Genomic DNA, 18,336 nt, shown 5'->3' on the forward strand with positions numbered 1-18,336 from the left:
GCGAGGACGGCGCCCCGCCCCTGCTAGCCCCAGATTGAATGCCGGCAACCGCGGTTTGAAATGCCCGCCCCTCATGCCCCGCGATAAGCGCGGGATGAGGAGCCAAGCCGCATGTCCACCATCACCGGCGCCGAAGCCGCGGTCCGGATGCTTCAGCATCATGGCGTGAAGCACATCTTCGGGCTGTGCGGCGACACCAGCCTGCCCTTTTACGACGCACTCCATCGCCTCGATCACGGGATGGAGCACATCCTCACCCGCGACGAGCGCAGTGCCAGCTACATGGCCGACGCCTATGCGCGGGTTTCAGGACGCGTCGGTATCTGCGAGGGGCCGAGCGGGGGCGGCGCCACCTATATCCTGCCAGGCGTGGTCGAGGCGAACGAGTCCTCGGTCGGATTGGTCTCAATCACCTCCGACGTGCCGGTGACGGCACGCGGGCGCTATCCGCTCACCGAGCTCGACCAGAAGGCGCTGTTCGCCCCGCTGACCAAGTGGAACGCAGTCGCCGATCATGTCGGCCAGATCCCGCACCTTCTGCGCACCGCCTTCCGCGCGGCATCCACCGGCCGGCCCGGCGCCGCGCATGTCGGCCTGCCCTATGATCTCCAGAAGCAGTCGCTCGATGCCTCCGAGGTCTGGGCGCAGATCGAGCATGGCCGCTTCCCCGCCTATCGAACCGCCCCGGCGCCCGACCTGGTGGCCGCCGCGGCCGAAGCGCTGATCGCCGCGCGCCGGCCGCTGTTCGTCTGCGGCGGCGGCGTCCTCATTTCAGGGGCGAGCGCCGAACTGGTCGCGCTCGCCGAGCTCCTCGACGCGCCCGTGGCCTCCACGGTGAGCGGGCATGGCGCGATCGCCGACAGCCATCCGCTCGCGGTCGGCGTGGTCGGCGCGAACGGCGGGACCAACGAGACGCGCAGCGCCGTCGAGGCGGCGGACATGGTCGTCTTCATCGGCTGCCGCGCCGGATCGACCACCACAGAGCATGGCGAGGTGCCCGGACGGGACATCCCGATCGTCCATATCGACATCGACCCGATGGTGGTCGGCGCCAATTATCGGATCGAAGCGGGGCTGGTCGGCGATGCCCGGCTGTGCCTCGCGGCATTGGAGGCCGAGATCGCCCGGCGGCTCGACGGCAAGGCGCGCCACACCGGCGCCGCGGAACGCCTGGCAACGCTGCGCCGGGCCAAGCGCGAACGGTTCGAACGGCTCGCCCGGTCGAACGACCTGCCGATCCGCCCCGAACGCGTCGTCGCGGCGCTCCAGGCCGCATTGCCGCGCGATGGCATCCTGGTTGCCGATCCGGGCACGCCCTGCCCCTATTTCTCCGGCTATTTCGACCTCGACGCGACCGGCCGCCGCTTCATCACCAACCGCGCGCACGGCGCGCTCGGCTTCTCGCTGCCCGCCGCGATCGGCGCCAGCTACGCGGCACCGGGATCGCGCATCGTCGCGGCGATGGGCGACGGCAGCTTCGGCTTCGCGGTCGGTGAGATCGAGACGATCGTCCGCAAGCGATTGCCGATCACGCTGATCGTCTTCTCCAACGCCTCCTATGGCTGGATCAAGGCGAGCCAGAAGAGCGGCTATGGAAAGCGCTATTTCTCGGTCGACTTCGATCGCTCGGACCATGCCGCGATCGCGCAAGCGTTCGGAATGCGGGCATGGCGCGTCGCCGACCCCATGGATCTCGGGCAGACCGTCCGCGCGGCGCTTCTGCACGATGGCCCGTCGCTGATCGACGTGATGAGCCAGCCCCTGGAGGAGTCCGCCGTCCCGGTCAGCCGCTGGATGGGCTGAAGGCGGCGAGGGATCTCAGCGCGGCCGGCTGCCCGGCCCGCGCTTCGGTCCCTTGCCGCCGTCGCGCGGGGGCCGGCGGTCGCCCGCCCCGCTGCGCGGACGGTGCGGCGACGGCGGCGTCGTGGGCGGTGCGCGGCGCTGCTCGACGCCCTGCGCGACCGAATAGCCTTCCTTGAGCAGCCGAGTGAACGCCGAGCGCACATTGGTGGCGATCGCCGCCTGCACTTCCTTGGGCAGATCGGCATAGGTCGTGTTCGGATGGATGCTGTTGAGCTCGCGCAGCAGCGGATTGGGTAATCCGTTCGACGCGTCCTTCAACGCCACGATCGAATCGAGGACGGTGGAGAACAGGATCTCCTGCATCAGGTCGGTAGCCGATTTTGCCATAGCCCCGCCCCAACGCCCGTCCGGAGCGCCGGTGTCAAGCGATGAGTGGGCGATGCACGGCCGGCGGGTGCTAAACCGTCTCCAGCTCGGTGAACTGCACCGCCATCAATCCGTGGAGCGTCAGTTCGTCGCCGTTGCGCACGCCGCGCACCAACCGTTGCGCCCCCGGCTCCCCGATCGGCATCACGAGTCGTCCACCATCGGGCTTGAGCTGCGCGAGCAATGCCTCGGGCACTTCCGGCGCCGCGGCGCAGACGAGGATCGCGTCGAACGGCGCTGCCTCCGCCCAGCCCCGCGATCCGTCGCCGATCCGGATCGCGACATTCTCGTGCCCGAGCGCGATCAGCCGCGAATCGGCGATCCCGGCGAATTCCTCGACCACCTCGACGCTCCATACCCGTGCCGCCAGCCGGGCGAGGACTGCGGTCTGGTAGCCGAGCCCCGTCCCCACTTCGAGCACGCTGTCGCTCTCCGCGAGGTCAAGCAATTCGGTCATCAGCGCCGCCATGAAGGGTTGCGAGATCGTCTTGTCGAAGCCGATCGGCAACGGGCTGTCCTGATAGGCCATGGCGGCGAACTGCGTCGGCACGAACAGGTGCCGCGGCACCGCCAGGAACGCCTCGCGCACCCGCTGGCTCAGAACCGGACGGCCGATCTCTTCGGCGAGTAGGTCGAATTCGATGTCTATCACCTCCACCATGTGGCGGCGGAGGATGGCGAGATGCGCCTCGGTGAGCGGCTTCATGACGGTCTGCCTCGGAAGGTTCGCAACGGGTGAACGCACGACCGGCCTCGCCGGCAACATCCTCTTCGACGCCTGCGGCCGCCTCGACTATCCGGCCCTCTACGCACGGCTGTCAATTGCTACCGAAAGGTACGAATCTGCTTGCAACGGCCGCCCGGGTCGTTACTTGCTGCACCGCAGAAAGGGGAGTTCTGTGAGGCGCGCGCTCGTTATCCTTGGATTCACGCTGCTTGCAGGTTGCGGTGGAGAGCAGGCCCCGCCTGCCCCGCCCCCGCCGCAGGTGACCGTCGCCACCCCGCTCCAGCGCGAGGTTGTCGACTGGGACGACTATACCGGCCGCTTCGTGGCGCCCCAGGACGTCGAGATCCGCCCCCGCGTCAACGGCGTGGTCACCGCGATCCACTTCAGCGACGGGCAGGACGTGCGCCAGGGCGCGCCGCTCTTCACGATCGACCCCCGCCCCTATCGCGCCGCGCTCGCCCAGGCCCAGGCCCAGGCGTCGCGCGCCAATGCGGCGCTGTCGAACGCGCGGCAGGTGACTGCGCGCAGCCGCAAGCTCGCCACCGCGCAGGCCGTGAGCACCGAGGAGCTCGAGGCGAACATCGCCGCCGAGCGCACCGCCGCCGCCGACCTTGCCGCCGCGCGCGCCGCGATCACCAATGCCGAGCTCAACCTGTCCTTCACCACCGTCCGCGCGCCGTTCAGCGGCCGCATGTCGGATCGGCGCGTGAGCCTGGGCGACTCGGTGGCCGACGGCCAGACGGTACTCACCCGGATCGTCTCGCTCGACCCGATCTGGTTCGCCTTCGAGGGCGCCGAGGCCTTCTATCTCAAGAATCTGCGCCAGGATAAGCGCGGCGAGCGCGGCTCCTCGCGCAACACGCCCAACCCGGTCCAGATCCAGCTCGCCGACGAGACCGACTATCGCTGGAACGGCCGCATGCAGTTCCTCGACAACGCCGTCGATCCGAACTCGGGCACGATTCGCGCGCACGCCGTGGTGGCGAACCCGACTCGCTTCCTGACCCCCGGCATGTTCGGCCGCGCGCGGCTGCTCGGCTCGGGCACCTATCGCGCGATGCTGATCCCCGACGAGGCGATCGTCACCGATCAGACCCGCCGCCTCGTCTATGTCGTCAGCGCCGACAACAAGGCGACGCCGCGCCCGGTGGAGATCGGCGCCAAGGTGGAAGGCCTGCGCATCGTCCGCGACGGCCTCGCGCCGACCGACCGGGTGATCATCGCCGGCATCGGCCGCCTGCAGCCCGGTGCGCCGGTCCAGCCGGTCAAGGGCGTGATCAAGGCCGATGCGTCGCGGCAGCCCGCCCCGACCGCGCCGACGCGGGAGCCGGCCTCGGGCCAGGCGACCGTCCGCTAGGACCGCATCATGAAGTTCCCCCACTTCTTCATCGAGCGGCCGATCTTCGCGGCGGTGCTCTCGATCCTGATCGTGATCATCGGCGCGATCGCCTATCCGTCGCTCCCGATCGCGCAATATCCGAGCATCGCGCCGCCGACGGTGGTGGTGACCGCCACCTTCCCGGGCGCGAGCGCCGAGACGCTGGCGGAAACGGTCGCCGCGCCGCTGGAGCAGGCGATCAACGGCGTCGAGAACATGATCTACATGACCTCGTCGTCGACCGGCAACGGCCAGACGCAGATCACGATCAGCTTCAAGCAGGGCACCGACGTCGATCAGGCGCAGGTGCTGGTGCAGAACCGTGTTCAGCAGGCCGAGCCGCGCCTGCCAGAGGACGTGCGCCGTCTGGGCATCACGGTGAACAAGAACTCGCCTGACTTCCTGATGGTGGTGTTCTTCACTTCGCCCGACAACAGCGTCGATATCCAGTATATCTCGAATTACGTCACGCTGCAGGTGCTCGACCGCATCGCGCGCGTGCCCGGCGTCGGCCAGGCGCAGGCATTCGGCGGCCGTGACTACAACATGCGCGTGTGGATCGATCCGGGCCTTGCCGCCGCACGCAATCTTACCGTGGACGAAGTAGTCAACGCGATCCGCGCCCAAAGTGTGCAGGTCGCCGCGGGCTCCGTAGGCCAGCCACCCTTCGGCAAGGCCAGCCCCGCCTTCGAGCTGGGCGTGCAGGCGCAGGGACGCCTCACCTCGCCCGAAGAATTCGGCCAGGTCGTGATCCGGCGCGACACCGACGGCCGGCTGACCTTCCTTCGCGACGTCGCCCGCGTCGAGCTCGGCGCGCAGGACTATAATTTCAACGGCTATCTGGGCCCGAAGAGCGCGGTCGGCATGGGCATCTTCCAGATGCCGGGATCGAACGCGCTCGCGACCGCGGACGCGGTCAAGGCCGAGCTCGACGAGCTCGCCAAGAGCTTCCCGCCGGGGGTCAAATATTCGATCGACTACAACCCGACCGAATATATCGCCGAATCGATCAGCGCGGTCGAGCACACGCTGATCGAGGCATTGATCCTCGTCGTGCTGGTGGTGCTGATCTTCCTTCAGAGCTGGCGGACCGCGCTGATCCCGATCATCGCGATCCCGGTGTCGCTGGTCGGCGCCTTCGCCGTGCTGCTCGCCTTCGGCTATTCGCTCAACACATTGTCGCTGTTCGGACTCGTCCTCGCGATCGGCATCGTCGTCGACGACGCGATCGTCGTGGTCGAGAATGTCGAGCGCCTGATGGAAGAGGAAGACATCAGTCCGCGCGAAGCGGCGCACAAGACGATGGACGAGGTGTCGGGCGCGATCGTCGCGATCTCGCTCGTGCTCGTCGGCGTGTTCATCCCGACGATGTTCATCCCGGGCATCTCGGGCGCCTTCTACCAGCAGTTCGCGATCACCATCGCCTCGGCGACGATCATTTCGGCCTTCGTCTCGCTGACGCTCTCGCCGGCGCTCTGCGCGCTGGTGCTCAAGAAGCCCGAGCATGACAAGCAGCCGAGACCCGGCTTGCTCGGGCTGCCCGGGCGGCTGGGCCGGAAGTTCAACGACAGCTTCAAATGGCTCTCGCAAAAATACAGCCGCCTCACCGCGCGGCTGGTGCGGATGCTGGTGCTCGTCGGCGTGGTCTATGTCGCGTTGATCTTCGTCGTCGGCTGGCGTTTCACCGCGACGCCCAGCGGCTTCATCCCGCCGCAGGATCAGGGCTATCTGATCGGCGTCGTCTCGCTTCCGCCCGGCTCGTCGCTCCAGCGGACCGATGCCGTGGTGCGCGAGACGATTAGGGAATCGATGAAGCTCGAGGGCGTCCAGACCTCGATCGGCTTCGCCGGGCTCGACGGCGCGAGCTTCTCGACGGCGCCGAATGCCGGCGTGGTCTTCTTCGCGCTGAAGCCGCATGCCGATCGCAAGCAGAGCGCCGACGAGATCCAGCAGGCGCTCTACCCGGCGCTCGCCGGGATCAAGGGTGGCGACATCATGGTGATCGCGCCGCCGCCCGTGCCGGGCATCGGCACCGGCGGCGGCTTCAAGATGATGATCCAGGACCGCAGCGGTCAGGGCTATCAGGCGCTGGCGCAGGCATCGATGGCGATGATGATGGGGGCGAACCAGGCAGAGGGCGTCGCCGGCGCATTCTCGCTGTTCAACACCGGAACCCCGCGCCTGACCGCCGAGGTCGATCGCGAGCGCGCCGAACGGATGGGCGTGCCGGTGGCGAACATCTATTCGACGCTCGGCTCCTATCTGGGCTCAGCCTATGTCAACGACTTCAACTATCTCGGCCGCACCTTCCGCGTGACGGCACAAGCCGACGCGCCCTATCGCGACGACGCGTCCGACATCCAGACGCTCAAGACGCGCTCCGCCTCAGGCGAGATGGTGCCGATGAGCGCGGTGATGGCGCTGAAGAACGACAGCGGCCCGTATCGCGTCGTGCGCTACAATCTCTACCCCGCGGCCGAGCTGATGGGCGACACCAAGCCTGGCTATTCGACCGGCCAGTCGCTCGATTCGATGGAGGCGCTCGCCAACCAGACCCTGCCCAAGGGGATGGGCTTCGAATGGACCGAGCTGGCGTTCGAGCAGCGCCAGGCGGGCAATACCGGCCTGATCGCGTTCGGCCTCGCCGTGGTGTTCGTCTTCCTGTTGCTCGCCGCACTCTACGAGAGCCTGGTGCTGCCGCTGGCAGTGATCCTGATCGTGCCGATGTGCCTGCTCGCGGCGATCCTCGGCGTGAACCTGATGGGCATGGACAACAACATCCTGACCCAGATCGGCCTCGTCGTGCTGATCGGCCTCGCCGCCAAGAACGCGATCCTGATCGTCGAGTTCGCGCGGCAGGGCGAAGAGGATCAGGGGCTCGATCCGCGCGCCGCGGCCGAACAGGCGGCGCATCAGCGCATGCGGCCGATCATCATGACCTCGATCGCCTTCATCCTCGGCGTGCTGCCGCTGGTGATCGCGACCGGCGCGGCGGCGGAGCTCCGCCAGGCGCTGGGCGTCGCGGTGTTTTTCGGGATGATCGGCGTGACCTTCTTCGGCCTGCTCTTCACCCCGGCCTTCTACGTCATGACGCGCAAGCTCGCCGATTGGGGACACCGGCAACGGGAGCGCTTCTCGCGCAAGCCCCAAACGCCCCCTGCGCCCGAGCCGGAGGCCACGGCATGAAGCGCCTGACCCTTCTCGCCGCGGGACTGCTCTCCGCCTGCGCCGTCGGCCCCGACTATCGGCGCCCCGAAACGCCGCAGGCCGTGGCGGGGGCGTTCGTCGATCCGGGCGTCACCAAGGTGTCGGCCGGGGCGGTCGAGGGCGAATGGTGGCGGCTGTTCCGCGATCCCGCGCTCGACCGGCTCGTCGTCGACGCGCTGGCGCACAACACCGACATCCGCGTCGCCGCGGCCAATCTGCGCCGCGTGCGCGCCTTGCTCTCCGAGGCGCGCAACCAGCGGCTGCCGACCACCGATCTCAGCGCCCGCTACAACCGTCAGCGGGCCGGCGCGAACTCGAGCAACATCCCGGGCGCGCAGAGCGCCGAGTTCGACTTCTTCCAGATCGGGCTCGACGCGGGGTACCAGGTCGACCTGTTCGGCCAGGTCTCGCGTTCGATCGAAGCGGCACGCGGCGATGTCGCCGCGGCGCAGGCCGGGCTCGACGCGGCGCGCATCGCGGTCGCCGCCGAGACCGCGCGCGTCTATGCCCAGGCTTGCGGCTTCGCGGCGCAGGCAGCGGTCGCGCGCGAGACGGCGCAGCTCCAGGACCAGACGCTCGATCTCACCCGCCGGCTGCTCCAGGCCGGACGCGGCACCCAGCGCGACGTCGACCAGGCTTTGGTCCTCGCCGAGAACGCCCGCGCGCAGGTTCCCCAGTTCGAGGCCGAGCGCCGCGCGGCGCTTTATGCGCTCGCCACGCTCACCGGGCGCCCGCCGTCCGAGACCGACGACGCCGCGGAGCAATGCACCGTGCCTCCGCAGGTCAGCGGCCTGATCCCTGTCGGCGACGGCAATGCGCTGCTCGCCCGCCGCCCCGATGTCCGCCAGGCCGAGCGTACGCTCGCCGCCGACACCGCGCGCGTCGGCGTCGCCACCGCGGCGCTCTACCCCTCGATCCAGCTGCTCGGCTCGGTCTCGCTCGGCGCGCAGGATATCGGCCAGCTCGCCAAGTCCGACTCGTTCAACTTCTCGCTCGGGCCGCTGATCAGCTGGAGCTTCCCGAACATGGGCCAGGCCCGTGCCCGCCTCCGCCAGGCCGAGGCAACGTCGGAAGGTTCGCTCGCCAGCTTCGACGGCACGGTGCTGACGGCGCTGCGCGAAGTCGAGCAGGCGCTGGCCCGCTATTCGGGCGAGATCGAGCGCAACGTCGCGCTGCGCCGCGCCGAGGCCGCCGCGAGCAACGCCGCGCGGATCGCCGGGCTGCGCTTCACCGCGGGCCGCGACACCCTGCTCCAGCGGATCGATGCCGAGCGCGACCGGGCCAGCGCCCGGGCGACGCTGGCGCAGTCCAACTCCGCGCTCGCCGAAGCCCAGGTCGCGTTGTTCAACGCGCTCGGCGGCGGTTGGGAGAAGGCACCGGCACCGGTGCGGCGCGAGCCCGCCGGCGGCTAGCGGCCATCAGGTCAGGCATCGGCGAGTCCGCGGTCGGGGTTCTCGCTGAAGCCACGCTCTTCCTCCACCGCGCGTTCGCGCAGTACATTGCGTGTCGCAGCGGTGCGGCGCTTGCGCTGCTCGCGATGCTCGGCGGCGGCTGCCTCCTTGGCCCAGGCTGCTGCCGCTGCCTCGGCCTGAAGACGCACGCTGTCGAGGGTCGAAGACGACGCGCGGGCGCGCTGGAGCGCTTCCTGAGCGCGGCACAGGGCCGATGATGGGGGAATGGCGAAGGTCCTTTTCGGCGGAATTGCGGAGCGCGATCGAACGCGAAGCGAATTCAGTTGCGCACGGGAGTCCCCCGAACGCGCGCGGTTCCAGCGCCCCTGCGCAACGCGTCGACCGCCGCGGTGCATTCTCCTTCGGTGCGGAAGCCGCTTCCCGAAGCGACGGTGAGCCCCGCGCTCGAACAGAATCGCCAGCGCCAATCCTCGCCCGAGAACAGGATCGACGTGAGCATTACGCATTCAGCGCGGTAGATCTCGAAATAGGCCTCGTTGCCGGGGCGAAGATCCTGTTCCGGGCAGGCGGTCCGGCTTTCCGGTTCGCTGCGGTCCGGCGACAGGCGCGGAATCGTATCCCGAAGCCGACGCGGCGGCCGGATGCGCTCGACCGACGAAGCGCCCTCGCCCGTGGATGGCCGGTCGCCCGAAAAGGGGCTCACGGCCGTAGCCGGGTGCGCGTGACGGCGCCGGTCAGCACGCGCGCGCCGAACGCCTTGGCGACCGCTCTGGCGCCGTCGGCGTTCATGAGCACGACGCGCGTGCCATTGGGGTGGAGCGGCTCGATCGCACTGATCGCGGCATTGTGCTTCGCCGCCATCGCAATGACGTCAGCCCGATCGGCATCGATGTTGATTGCGCGCGACATGCAAATCTCCCGTCGGAGCGGGAGCGCAAGCATCTCTCAGTCGCGCCTTGCTCGAACGACGGTCGGCGCGATGAGTCGGATATGGGGTGCGAGGGGCGCTTTTACCAGCCCCCCAGCGCCCCTTCAGGGCCGCCGCACGGTGATCGCCTTCCCTTCATAGACGAAGCTCTGCGCCGATTCCGCGAAGTCCGGCGCGACGGCCCGGCCGGGGCCGTAGAAGCGCACCGAGATCGCGCGCTTGCCCGCCATGCCGTCATAGCCGCCCTCGCGAGCGCCGATCGTCAGCGTGCCCGCCGCCTCGTTCCACGTCACCGGCACGCGCGCGAACTTGCCCTGCTTGTAGGCCGGGCTGGTGCCATCATCCTCGTAGAGCGAGAAGGCCCCGTCCGCGCCGGTGAAGACGTGGAGCACGATCGGCCCGTCGGGCTGCTCGCCGACATGCTGGATCGCCGCGCCGGTCGGCACGATCGATCCCGCACGGACGAACAGCGGCATGCGCTCGCGCGGCGCGGCCGCCTGGATCATCTGCCCGCCCTTATGGAAGGCGCCGGTGGCGAAATCGTACCAGCCGGCGCCGGCGGGGAGATAGACGTCGCGGGTGCGGGCGTTGAACGCAGTAACCGGCGCGACCAGGAAGGCCGGGCCAAACATGTACGCGTCGTCGACGTTCCACGTCCTGCGATCGGCCGGGAAGTCCATCACCAGCCCGCGCATCATCGTGCCGTCCTTGTGCCAGGTGTCGGCGGCGATGGTGTAGATATAGGGCATCAGCCGGTAGCGGAGCTGGTCGTACCAGACCATCGAATCGTACATCGCCTGGTCGCCCGCGGCGATCTCGAAGATCTCGCGCTTGGGCGTCTCGCCATGGCTGCGGAACAAGGGCGAGAAGGCGCCGAACTGGAACCAGCGCAGGTTGAGCTCGCGCCATTCGGCGACGTGCGCCGGCTCCTGGTTGGTATAGCGGTCCTCGAGCGCGAAGCCGCCGATATCGTGCGTCCAGTTGGGCACGCCCGACATCGACAGGTTGACGCCCGCCGAGATCTGGTCGCGCAGATCGTCCCAGCGCGAAGTGACGTCGCCCGACCAGAGCGCCGAACTGGCCCGCTGGATGCCGCCGAAGCCCGAGCGCGTCAGGATGAACGGCCGCTTGTCGGGCTGCGCCTCGCGCAGGCCGTCGGCGACGCCCTCGGCATGGACGAGCGGGAAGCTGTTGAAGAACGAGACGGCCGGCCCCTGCGCGGTCGGCCCCATCCGGTCGATGCGCTGCTCGATCGAGAGGTTGGAATGGATGTCGGGCTCGGTCGCGTCCATCCACCACGCGTCGAACCCCTTGTCGACCAGCCCTTCCTTCATCTGCCGGAAATAGATCGCACGCGCCTCGGGCGAATAGGGATCATAGTCGGTATTCTCATAGCCGGGCCCGACCCAGTCCTTCTCCTTCGCCTTGAGGTTGCCGAGATAGAGATGCCCCTTGGCCATCAGCTCCCGCGCGTTCTCGGTGTTCGGATAGAATTTGGGCCAGACCGAGATCATCACACGGGTGTTGAGGGCGTGCGCCTCGTTGACCATCGTCACCGGATCGGGGAATCGCTTCGCGTCGAAGCAATGGCAGCCCCATTGGTCCTCGGGCCAGTAGAACCAGTCCTCGACGATATTGTCGATCGGGATCCGGCGCTTGCGATATTCGCGCACGACCGAGAGCAGTTGTTCCTGCATCTCGTAGCGCTGGCGGCTCTGCCAGAAGCCATAGGCCCAATTGGGCATCATCTCGGCCTTGCCGGTGAGCCCGCGATAGCCCGCGATCACTTCGTCCATGTCGCGGCCGCCGACATAATAATAGTCGATCGACCGGCCGACGTCCGACGACAGCCACAGCGAGTTGCGGTCGGGCTTGGGCAGCGGATCCGAGTGGAAGAGTGCGAGATAGCCCGCATTGGGCTCCCATTCAATGCGCAGCTCGACCGGCTTGCCCGCGGTCATCGGCAGCTCGAAATTATGGAACCAGGGGTTCCAGTTCTGCCGCCAGCGCGACAGCACTTCCTTGCCGTCGGCGAAGACCTTCACATAGCTCGACGAATAGAGCCGGAACTTGTGGGTGCCGGTCTTGTCGGGCGTGACGCTGCCGGTCCACACCACGCTCTGCTTGCCGACCACCACGCCCGCGGTGTTCTGCCCGCTCTGCGGCGAGGCGACGGTCTGCGCCTTGGCGGCGGCGGGCCAGTTCTTCTGGTCCTTGATGAACTGATAGTCGATGAACGGCTCCTGCCGGCTCACCGCGAGCTTGTCGCCGAGGAAGTAATCCGCCTTCCAGCCCGGCTTGCCGCCGCTCGTCACCTTCAGCCCCTGCCCGACATGCGCATAGGGCACCGGATTGCCGAAGCGGGTGATCGAGTTGTTGTCCCAGAGCAGCCCGTAATTGCGCGTCGACACCAGGAAGGGGATCGCGATGTCCATATTGTGCTGGGCGAGTTCGACGTCCTCGCCGTTATAGTTCATCTGCCGGTTCTGGTGCTGGCCGAGCCCGTAGAACCCCTCGTCGGTACCGCGGTTGAACTGCTGCTCGGTGGCAAGGAAGGGCTTGCCGTCGGCGGTGGTCGCAGTGAATCGCCGCCGCGCTTCCTCGGCGAGCACCGGCTTGCCCGCCGCGTCGCGGAACTGGACGCGGCCGTCGGAAAGCCGGATCTCGGCGGTCACCTTGGGCAGCTTGAGCGTCACCAGCCCCTCGGCCTCGGTGATCACCGGGTCGCCCGCCGCCTCCGCGGTCACCATCAGGCTCTTGGGCAGGTTGAGCTCGCTCGCCGGCACCGCGGTCACCCGGAAGGAGGCGTCGCCATAAGCGAGCACCCTGACCCGCTTGGCCGCGCCCTGGTCCGGCGTCACCACCACGCCGTGCGGCACCCGCTCCACCTCGGACGCCAGCGCCGTGCCCGACATGAGCAAGGCGGCCAGCGCCGCCACCCCCAGCAAGTTCCTCAAGTCCACCTCCCCAGCATTTTCACATATGCTATCTATTTTCACACCAGCCGTCCAGCGGGCCGCTTTTCGCGGTAAGTCCTTGCTGCAATGCGGCGATCCGCAGAATCCCGGCATTGATGCGCCAACCCTGTCCCGCTAACCCGTTGCGGGGACAAAGCGGGTGGATGGAATGACCGAGTTCTTCATTTTCGTATATGCCTTGCTGGCGATGTTCGTGCTTTTCGCCATGCAGCGCAACCAGCGCGCGCAGCGGCCCAACCCCCAGATGGTCACGATGGTCGGCTGGGGCCTCTTTTCGCTGTCCTCGACGCTCGCGATCCTGATGGGCGCGGTCGCGCTTGCCGTGGCGCTGGGGCTGCAGATGCCGCTCCCAGCCAGCTTCGACGCATCGATCTTCTGAAGCGGATGCCGCTCTACGCGATAGGCGGCCACAAGCCTCAAATCGCTCCGGATGCCTGGGTCGCGCCGAGTGCCGATCTGATCGGCGACGTGCATCTCGCCGAACTGGCCAGCGTCTGGTTCGGCGCCGTGATCCGCGCCGACAACACGCCCATCACCGTAGGCGCGCGCACCAACGTCCAGGACAGCGCGATGCTCCATTCGGATCCCGGCGCGCCGTGCACCTTGGGCGAGGACGTCACCGTCGGCCACCACGCCATCCTCCACGGCTGCACGATCGGCGACCGCACGCTGATCGGCATGGGCGCCACCATCCTCAACCGCGCCGTGATCGGCGAGGATTGTCTCGTCGGCGCCGGCGCCTTGGTCACCGAGGGCAAGACCTTCCCGCCCGGCCATCTGATCGTCGGTTCGCCGGCCAAGGCGATCCGCCCGCTCGACGACATGCAGAAGGCGATGCTCAAGGCGTCCGCGGCGCTCTACGCGGCCAAGCAGCGCGACTATGCGCAGGGCCTTCGCCGAGTCGATTGAACCTGGCTCCTACAGGACCGGCCCTGCCGTAGCGTCGCCGGCGACGGGATAGACAGGCAACTCGGTTTCGCTACAAAACCGGTCCATGGCCCTTCCCCCGCTGTTCGATCGCCTCCGGCTTCCCGTCATCGGCTCGCCGCTGTTCATCATCTCGGTGCCCGATCTGGTGATCGCGCAGTGCAAGGCGGGGATCGTCGGATCCTTCCCGGCGCTCAACGCGCGCCCGCAGAGCCTGCTTGACGAATGGCTCCACCGCATCACCGAGGAACTCGCCGCCTGGGATCGTGCCAATCCCGATGCGCCCGCCGCCCCCTTCGCGGTCAACCAGATCGTCCACCGCTCGAACGACCGGCTCGAGGCGGACCTCCACACCTGCGCCAAGTGGAAGGTGCCGATCGTGATCACCTCGCTCGGCGCGCGGCCCGAGCTCAACCAGGCGGTGCACAGCTGGGGCGGAATCACGCTCCACGACGTGATCGACGACCGCTTCGCGCACAAGGCGATCGAGAAGGGCGCCGACGGGCTGATCCTCGTCGCCACCGGCGCGGGCGGTCATGCGGGCGTGCTCAACCCCTTCGCCTTCGTCCAGGAAGTCCGCGAATGGTTCGACGGACCGCTGATCCTGTCGGGCGCGATCGCCACCGGCCGCGCGGTGCTCGCCGCGCAGGTGATGGGCGCCGACCTCGCCTATATCGGCTCGCCCTTCATCGCGACCGACGAAGCCAATGCCGTCGACGCCTACAAGCAGGGCATCGTCGAAGGCCGGGCGGCCGACATCGTCTATTCGAACCTCTTCACCGGGGTGCACGGCAATTACCTGCGCAGTTCGATCGTCGCGGCAGGGCTCGATCCCGACAAGCTGCCCGAAAGCGATCCCAGCGCGATGAACTTCGGCGGCGCCAAGGCGTGGAAGGAAATCTGGGGATCGGGCCAGGGCATCGGCGCAGTCACCGCCGTCGAGCCCGCCGCGGTCAAGATCGAGCGGCTGAAGCGCGAATACGAGGCCGCGAGGGCCGCGCTGCGCTGAGCGCGGGCTTTCAATCCTCCCCCGCCAGGGGGAGGTGGCACGCTCAGCGTGACGGAGGGGGCGGAATCACTGGGCTCCATTGGAGAGGGCACTGCTTACCTCCCCCTCCGACGCCTTCGGCGCCACCTCCCCCTGGCGGCGGAGGATTGAGGGTCGAATGTCGATCCGCCCTAGAACGAAGCGGAGAGCCTTTCGAGCATCCGACGGGCGGGGCTAGCCTCCGTCATCGGTTCGTCGAGCGACGCATCGAGGCGCGCGACCCGGCGGTGCAGCTCGATGCTCGTCGCGATGATCGTCCGCGCCTGTACCGGCATCGTGTCGAGCGTCGCCGCCTCGGTCTCGGGCGCCTCCCCCAGCCGCCGCGACGGCGACAGCGCGTCGCCAGGGGCGAGCTCGCCCGCCTCGACCGCGCGCTGGGTGAGCAGCCAGGCGATGATGTGCATCAGCCGCGTCGTCACCTTGAGCGACTCGCAGGAGAAGGTGACGCGGCTCAGCGCCTCGAGCGAGTCGCGCTCGGCACGGCCCACCACGTCGAAATAGGCGCGCGCCTCGTCAGCCAGCAGCATCGCCTCGACATAGAGCGAGTCGACCAGCCGTCGGTGGATCGTCGTTGCCTGCTCCGTCATCGCGTAAAGAAGTGCCATATCGGACGCGCGAGTTGAATGCTTAAAATCGCGGCATTCGGTCCCGGCGCGGGAGGATCAGGCGATGATGTCGGGGATCAGATGGTCCTCGAGCTGCGTGATCTCGTCGCGCAGGCGCAGCTTGCGCTTCTTGAGCCGCGCGAGCTGGAGCTGGTCCGCAGTGCCGGTGCGGCGCAGCGCGTCGATCGCCGCGTCGAGGTCGCGATGCTCGGTTCGCAGGGCTTCGAGCTGCTTCTGGATCTCGCTCTCGTCCATCCCCGCCCCTCTACGCACTATCACTGCCGGACTCGAAACCCGCAACGGACCATCGCGTCTTTTCCGCAGGCCGTCGATTGCACCAAATACGGGGGCGACAAGCATTGCGAAAGGTGATTTATTGGCTTCCCCCGGCGCTTATCGAAGGAGGAACGCTTCCATGCAGAACGCGCATTTCGCGGCACTCAACGCCAAGCATTCGACCCTGGATCAACGGATCGCCGCCGAGTCGCAGCGGCCCCTTCCCGACCAGATGCTGATAGCGGAATTGAAGAAGCGGAAGTTGCGCGTCAAGGAGGAGCTCAGCCGCTAGAGCGACGATCTGGCGCATTGTTGCGGGGGTGTGGTCTCGGGGCCGCACCTCCTGCGACCGCCGGATATTATTCCGGCGGAAGCGGCGTCAGCGCCGCGTGATGGCCGGCTTCGCGAATTGCGGCGTGCGCGTGCCGTTGCCGACCGGCTTGCGCGCCAGCATCGGATCGATCTCGATATCGAAGGCCACGCCGACGCGGCCGTCGGTCGCCCAGGCGATCCGGCCCTTCACCCAACCGACGCCGCGCACTTCGATCTCGACCGGAGTGCCGGTTTCGACAGGTGCGGCATATTCCGCCATGAGGCCGCCCGAGGAAAGATTGCGCACGCGCACCTGCGCGACATTGTCGTCGCCGGCGACGCGGAACTGCGCCGTCAGCAGCAAGCTGTCGCGCGAGCCGCTGCGCTGACCGGTGAAGTCATCGGCCGAGAGCGCATGCACGGAATCGGTAGAGAACTGGTCCATCGGAGCTGCCCGAACGCAAGATTTGAATTGCGCGCACTAGAGCAGCAATCCCTGACGAAAGCGTAAATTTGGGGACAGCCGGGCAAAAATCGCGCGGCGCCCCCGGAAGGCTATTCGTCGCGCGAGACCTTCTCGTTGCGCTCGTGGCGCTCCTGCGCCTCGACCGTCATCGTCGCGATCGGCCGCGCCTCGAGCCGGGCGAGCGAGATCGGCTCGCCAGTCACTTCGCAATAGCCATATTCGCCCTCGTCGATCCGGCGCAGCGCCGCGTCGATCTTGGAGATGAGCTTGCGCTGGCGGTCGCGAGTGCGCAGCTCGATCGACCAGTCGGTCTCGCTCGACGCGCGATCGGTGAGATCGGCCTCGCGCAGCGAATCGGTCTGCAGCTGGTTGAGGGTGCCCGCCGCCTCGCGGTAGATCGCGTCCTTCCAGCCCAGCAGCTTCTCGCGGAAATACTCCTGCTGCCGCGGGTTCATGAAGGGTTCGTCGTTGCTCGGCCGATATCCGTCGTCGCCGTCATTGGCGGCCGGCGGAAAAGGTTTTCCGGGTTCTTCGGAGCGTTCCAAAACCGTAGCCATCCCCACTCTCCACACCGGTCACCCAGTGGCCAAGCCGCTGGATGACTGCTTTTGCCCGCACGCCCTATACTTGCGCGAGAACACATTAACAAGCGTGTCATTATGACAGCCGCGCTGCCTAATCCCCGGTAACATGGAGGAAATTAGCGACGGCTGAACAACAACCGCAGAGCGTCTCTCATTAACCATGTTCCTTAACAAGTAACGACGCGGCCCACGCGCGAACCGTACCGAAACCGCACATTAACCATAAGCTCTGCGCGCCGACGCAAAAAAACAGGCCTGGAACAGGGTAAATGGCGCTCGTTTGGCTTGCGCTTAATAGTTTGTTTTGCGTTTCCTCCTCATTGACGGCGCAGAAGCTGCTGATGGTTCCGTGGGGAGCGAGCGCCAGCAACAGGAAGAGTGGGACATCATGTCGGTTCGCATGGCTTTGGCGAAACTCTGCGCATGTGCCTGTGGCGGTGCCGTCGTCGGCGGCAGCGGCGTCTATGCGGTGGAGCGCGTCACACAACCCAGCGTGGTCGAGCAATATACGGTCGCGAAGAAGCGCGTCATCCGCAAGGCGGCGGTGGGGCCCGTGCGGAAGAAGCTCGTCCGCCGCGTGACCACCACCACGACCCAGGATCCGCCCCAGGTCGTCGTCCTGGCAGCGCAGGGCGCGCCCATCCCCCTTCCCCCGCGCGAGATGCCGGTGGTCGCGGCAGGCGGCGGCGCGGCGGCCGGCGTGGTCGGTGGCTCGGGCGGCTATGGCGGCTTCGGCGGCGGCTTCTTCGCCGGCGGCTTCTTCGGCAGCTCCGGAAGCAGCTCGGGCAGCAGCAGCGGCATCAACATCGAGATCTCGAGCAGCAGCGGCAACGTCTCGACCTCGAGCGGCGTCTCGTCGAGCACGTCGAGCGGCGGTTCCTCGACCAGTACTTCGACGGGCGGTTCCTCGACCAGCACCTCGACCGGCGGCTCCTCGACCTCCTCGTCCACGTCGAGCGGCGTCAGCTCGTCGACTTCGTCCTCCACTTCCTCGTCCACCTCGTCCTCGACCTCGTCGAGCACCTCGTCGTCGAGCGGCAATTGGAGCACTTCGAGCGGCTGGAGCACCTCGAGCAGCTGGGGCTGCAAATGGGGCAAGCATTGCGGCGGTTCGAGCGGCCATCACGGATCGAGCGGCTCGTCGGGCGGCCCCGAGCCCGTCCCCGCTCCGCCGATGATCCTGCTGTTCGGCGGCGCCGCGGCGGCGCTGGTCGCGCGCAAGCGCTTCGGCAAGAAGAAGGCCTGAACGTCATCCCGGC

19 protein-coding genes are annotated in these 18,336 nt (G+C 67.7%); 9 read left to right on the forward strand and 10 right to left on the reverse strand.

Features of this window, described 5'->3' with window-relative positions; genetic code table 11:
* The first annotated feature begins 111 nt into the window (after window positions 1–111).
* Window positions 112–1,803, forward strand: a complete 1,692-nt coding sequence (locus MT490_RS09175) for a thiamine pyrophosphate-binding protein (protein WP_297386304.1) — start codon at window positions 112–114, stop codon at window positions 1,801–1,803.
* 15 nt (window positions 1,804–1,818) lie between these two features.
* Here the strand turns inward: MT490_RS09175 and MT490_RS09180 are convergent, their stop codons facing one another.
* Together MT490_RS09180 and MT490_RS09185 are read right to left on the reverse strand one after the other, a co-directional pair.
* Window positions 1,819–2,190: a hypothetical protein gene (locus MT490_RS09180; protein ID WP_297386306.1), complete on the reverse strand. Its 372-nt coding sequence runs from the start codon at window positions 2,188–2,190 to the stop codon at window positions 1,819–1,821.
* Window positions 2,191–2,260: 70 nt separating this feature from the next.
* Complete coding sequence (locus tag MT490_RS09185; RefSeq protein ID WP_297386310.1) at window positions 2,261–2,935, reverse strand: protein-L-isoaspartate(D-aspartate) O-methyltransferase; 675 nt, start codon at window positions 2,933–2,935, stop codon at window positions 2,261–2,263.
* 280 nt (window positions 2,936–3,215) lie between these two features.
* Between MT490_RS09185 and MT490_RS09190 the strand changes: the two genes are divergently transcribed.
* Genes MT490_RS09190 through MT490_RS09200 form a run of 3 tightly spaced genes read left to right on the forward strand, consistent with a single transcriptional unit; the run spans window position 3,216 to window position 8,953 of the window.
* A complete protein-coding gene (locus tag MT490_RS09190) occupies window positions 3,216–4,313 on the forward strand; it encodes an efflux RND transporter periplasmic adaptor subunit (protein WP_297386313.1) in 1,098 nt (365 codons plus the stop codon).
* A 9-nt stretch (window positions 4,314–4,322) separates the two neighbouring features.
* Window positions 4,323–7,520, forward strand: a complete 3,198-nt coding sequence (locus tag MT490_RS09195) for a multidrug efflux RND transporter permease subunit (protein WP_297386315.1) — start codon at window positions 4,323–4,325, stop codon at window positions 7,518–7,520.
* The gene (locus MT490_RS09200; protein ID WP_297386316.1) at window positions 7,517–8,953 is read left to right on the forward strand and encodes an efflux transporter outer membrane subunit; all 1,437 of its coding nucleotides are present in this window, start codon (window positions 7,517–7,519) and stop codon (window positions 8,951–8,953) included. Before MT490_RS09195 ends, MT490_RS09200 begins: the two co-directional genes overlap by 4 nt.
* 11 nt (window positions 8,954–8,964) lie before the next feature.
* Here the strand turns inward: MT490_RS09200 and MT490_RS09205 are convergent, their stop codons facing one another.
* The 4 genes from MT490_RS09205 to MT490_RS09220 form a co-directional block, all read right to left on the reverse strand.
* The gene (locus MT490_RS09205) at window positions 8,965–9,141 is read right to left on the reverse strand and encodes a hypothetical protein (protein WP_297386319.1); all 177 of its coding nucleotides are present in this window, start codon (window positions 9,139–9,141) and stop codon (window positions 8,965–8,967) included.
* Between the two features lie 131 nt (window positions 9,142–9,272).
* Window positions 9,273–9,656, reverse strand: coding sequence for a DUF1508 domain-containing protein (locus MT490_RS09210; RefSeq protein ID WP_297386321.1), 384 nt, complete (start codon window positions 9,654–9,656; stop codon window positions 9,273–9,275).
* Window positions 9,653–9,862 carry a hypothetical protein gene (locus MT490_RS09215; protein ID WP_297386323.1) on the reverse strand — a complete coding sequence of 70 codons (210 nt, stop codon included), beginning with the start codon at window positions 9,860–9,862 and terminating at the stop codon, window positions 9,653–9,655. The genes MT490_RS09210 and MT490_RS09215 overlap by 4 nt, the downstream gene beginning before the upstream one ends.
* A 123-nt stretch (window positions 9,863–9,985) precedes the next feature.
* A complete protein-coding gene (locus MT490_RS09220; RefSeq protein WP_297386325.1) occupies window positions 9,986–12,838 on the reverse strand; it encodes a TIM-barrel domain-containing protein in 2,853 nt (950 codons plus the stop codon).
* A gap of 169 nt (window positions 12,839–13,007) precedes the next feature.
* On the opposite strand from MT490_RS09220, the gene MT490_RS09225 reads away from it, so the two are divergent.
* From MT490_RS09225 to MT490_RS09235, 3 genes are all read left to right on the forward strand, one after another.
* The gene (locus MT490_RS09225; protein ID WP_297386327.1) at window positions 13,008–13,238 is read left to right on the forward strand and encodes a hypothetical protein; all 231 of its coding nucleotides are present in this window, start codon (window positions 13,008–13,010) and stop codon (window positions 13,236–13,238) included.
* A gap of 5 nt (window positions 13,239–13,243) precedes the next feature.
* Window positions 13,244–13,768 carry a gamma carbonic anhydrase family protein gene (locus MT490_RS09230; RefSeq protein ID WP_297386329.1) on the forward strand — a complete coding sequence of 175 codons (525 nt, stop codon included), beginning with the start codon at window positions 13,244–13,246 and terminating at the stop codon, window positions 13,766–13,768.
* A gap of 85 nt (window positions 13,769–13,853) precedes the next feature.
* Complete coding sequence (locus MT490_RS09235; RefSeq protein WP_297386331.1) at window positions 13,854–14,795, forward strand: nitronate monooxygenase family protein; 942 nt, start codon at window positions 13,854–13,856, stop codon at window positions 14,793–14,795.
* Window positions 14,796–14,965: 170 nt separating this feature from the next.
* Here MT490_RS09235 and MT490_RS09240 read toward each other — a convergent pair whose 3' ends face one another.
* Together MT490_RS09240 and MT490_RS09245 are read right to left on the reverse strand one after the other, a co-directional pair.
* On the reverse strand, window positions 14,966–15,439 hold the full coding sequence (locus tag MT490_RS09240) for a DUF1465 family protein (protein WP_297386334.1): 474 nt from the start codon (window positions 15,437–15,439) through the stop codon (window positions 14,966–14,968).
* Between the two features lie 57 nt (window positions 15,440–15,496).
* Window positions 15,497–15,694 (reverse strand): DUF465 domain-containing protein, encoded by a 198-nt coding sequence (locus MT490_RS09245; RefSeq protein ID WP_297386336.1) that lies wholly within the window; start codon window positions 15,692–15,694, stop codon window positions 15,497–15,499.
* Window positions 15,695–15,854: 160 nt separating this feature from the next.
* Between MT490_RS09245 and MT490_RS09250 the strand changes: the two genes are divergently transcribed.
* Window positions 15,855–16,007, forward strand: coding sequence for a YdcH family protein (locus tag MT490_RS09250; protein ID WP_297386338.1), 153 nt, complete (start codon window positions 15,855–15,857; stop codon window positions 16,005–16,007).
* A gap of 87 nt (window positions 16,008–16,094) precedes the next feature.
* Here MT490_RS09250 and MT490_RS09255 read toward each other — a convergent pair whose 3' ends face one another.
* The gene (locus tag MT490_RS09255; protein ID WP_297386340.1) at window positions 16,095–16,472 is read right to left on the reverse strand and encodes a PilZ domain-containing protein; all 378 of its coding nucleotides are present in this window, start codon (window positions 16,470–16,472) and stop codon (window positions 16,095–16,097) included.
* Between the two features lie 110 nt (window positions 16,473–16,582).
* Window positions 16,583–17,050 carry an RNA polymerase-binding protein DksA gene (gene dksA, locus MT490_RS09260; protein WP_297386343.1) on the reverse strand — a complete coding sequence of 156 codons (468 nt, stop codon included), beginning with the start codon at window positions 17,048–17,050 and terminating at the stop codon, window positions 16,583–16,585.
* A 415-nt stretch (window positions 17,051–17,465) separates the two neighbouring features.
* On the opposite strand from dksA, the gene MT490_RS09265 reads away from it, so the two are divergent.
* Complete coding sequence (locus MT490_RS09265) at window positions 17,466–18,323, forward strand: PEP-CTERM sorting domain-containing protein (RefSeq protein WP_297386345.1); 858 nt, start codon at window positions 17,466–17,468, stop codon at window positions 18,321–18,323.
* Window positions 18,324–18,336: the final 13 nt, after the last annotated feature.

Source organism: Sphingomonas sp., assembly GCF_026460985.1.
Lineage (GTDB): Bacteria > Pseudomonadota > Alphaproteobacteria > Sphingomonadales > Sphingomonadaceae > Sphingomonas.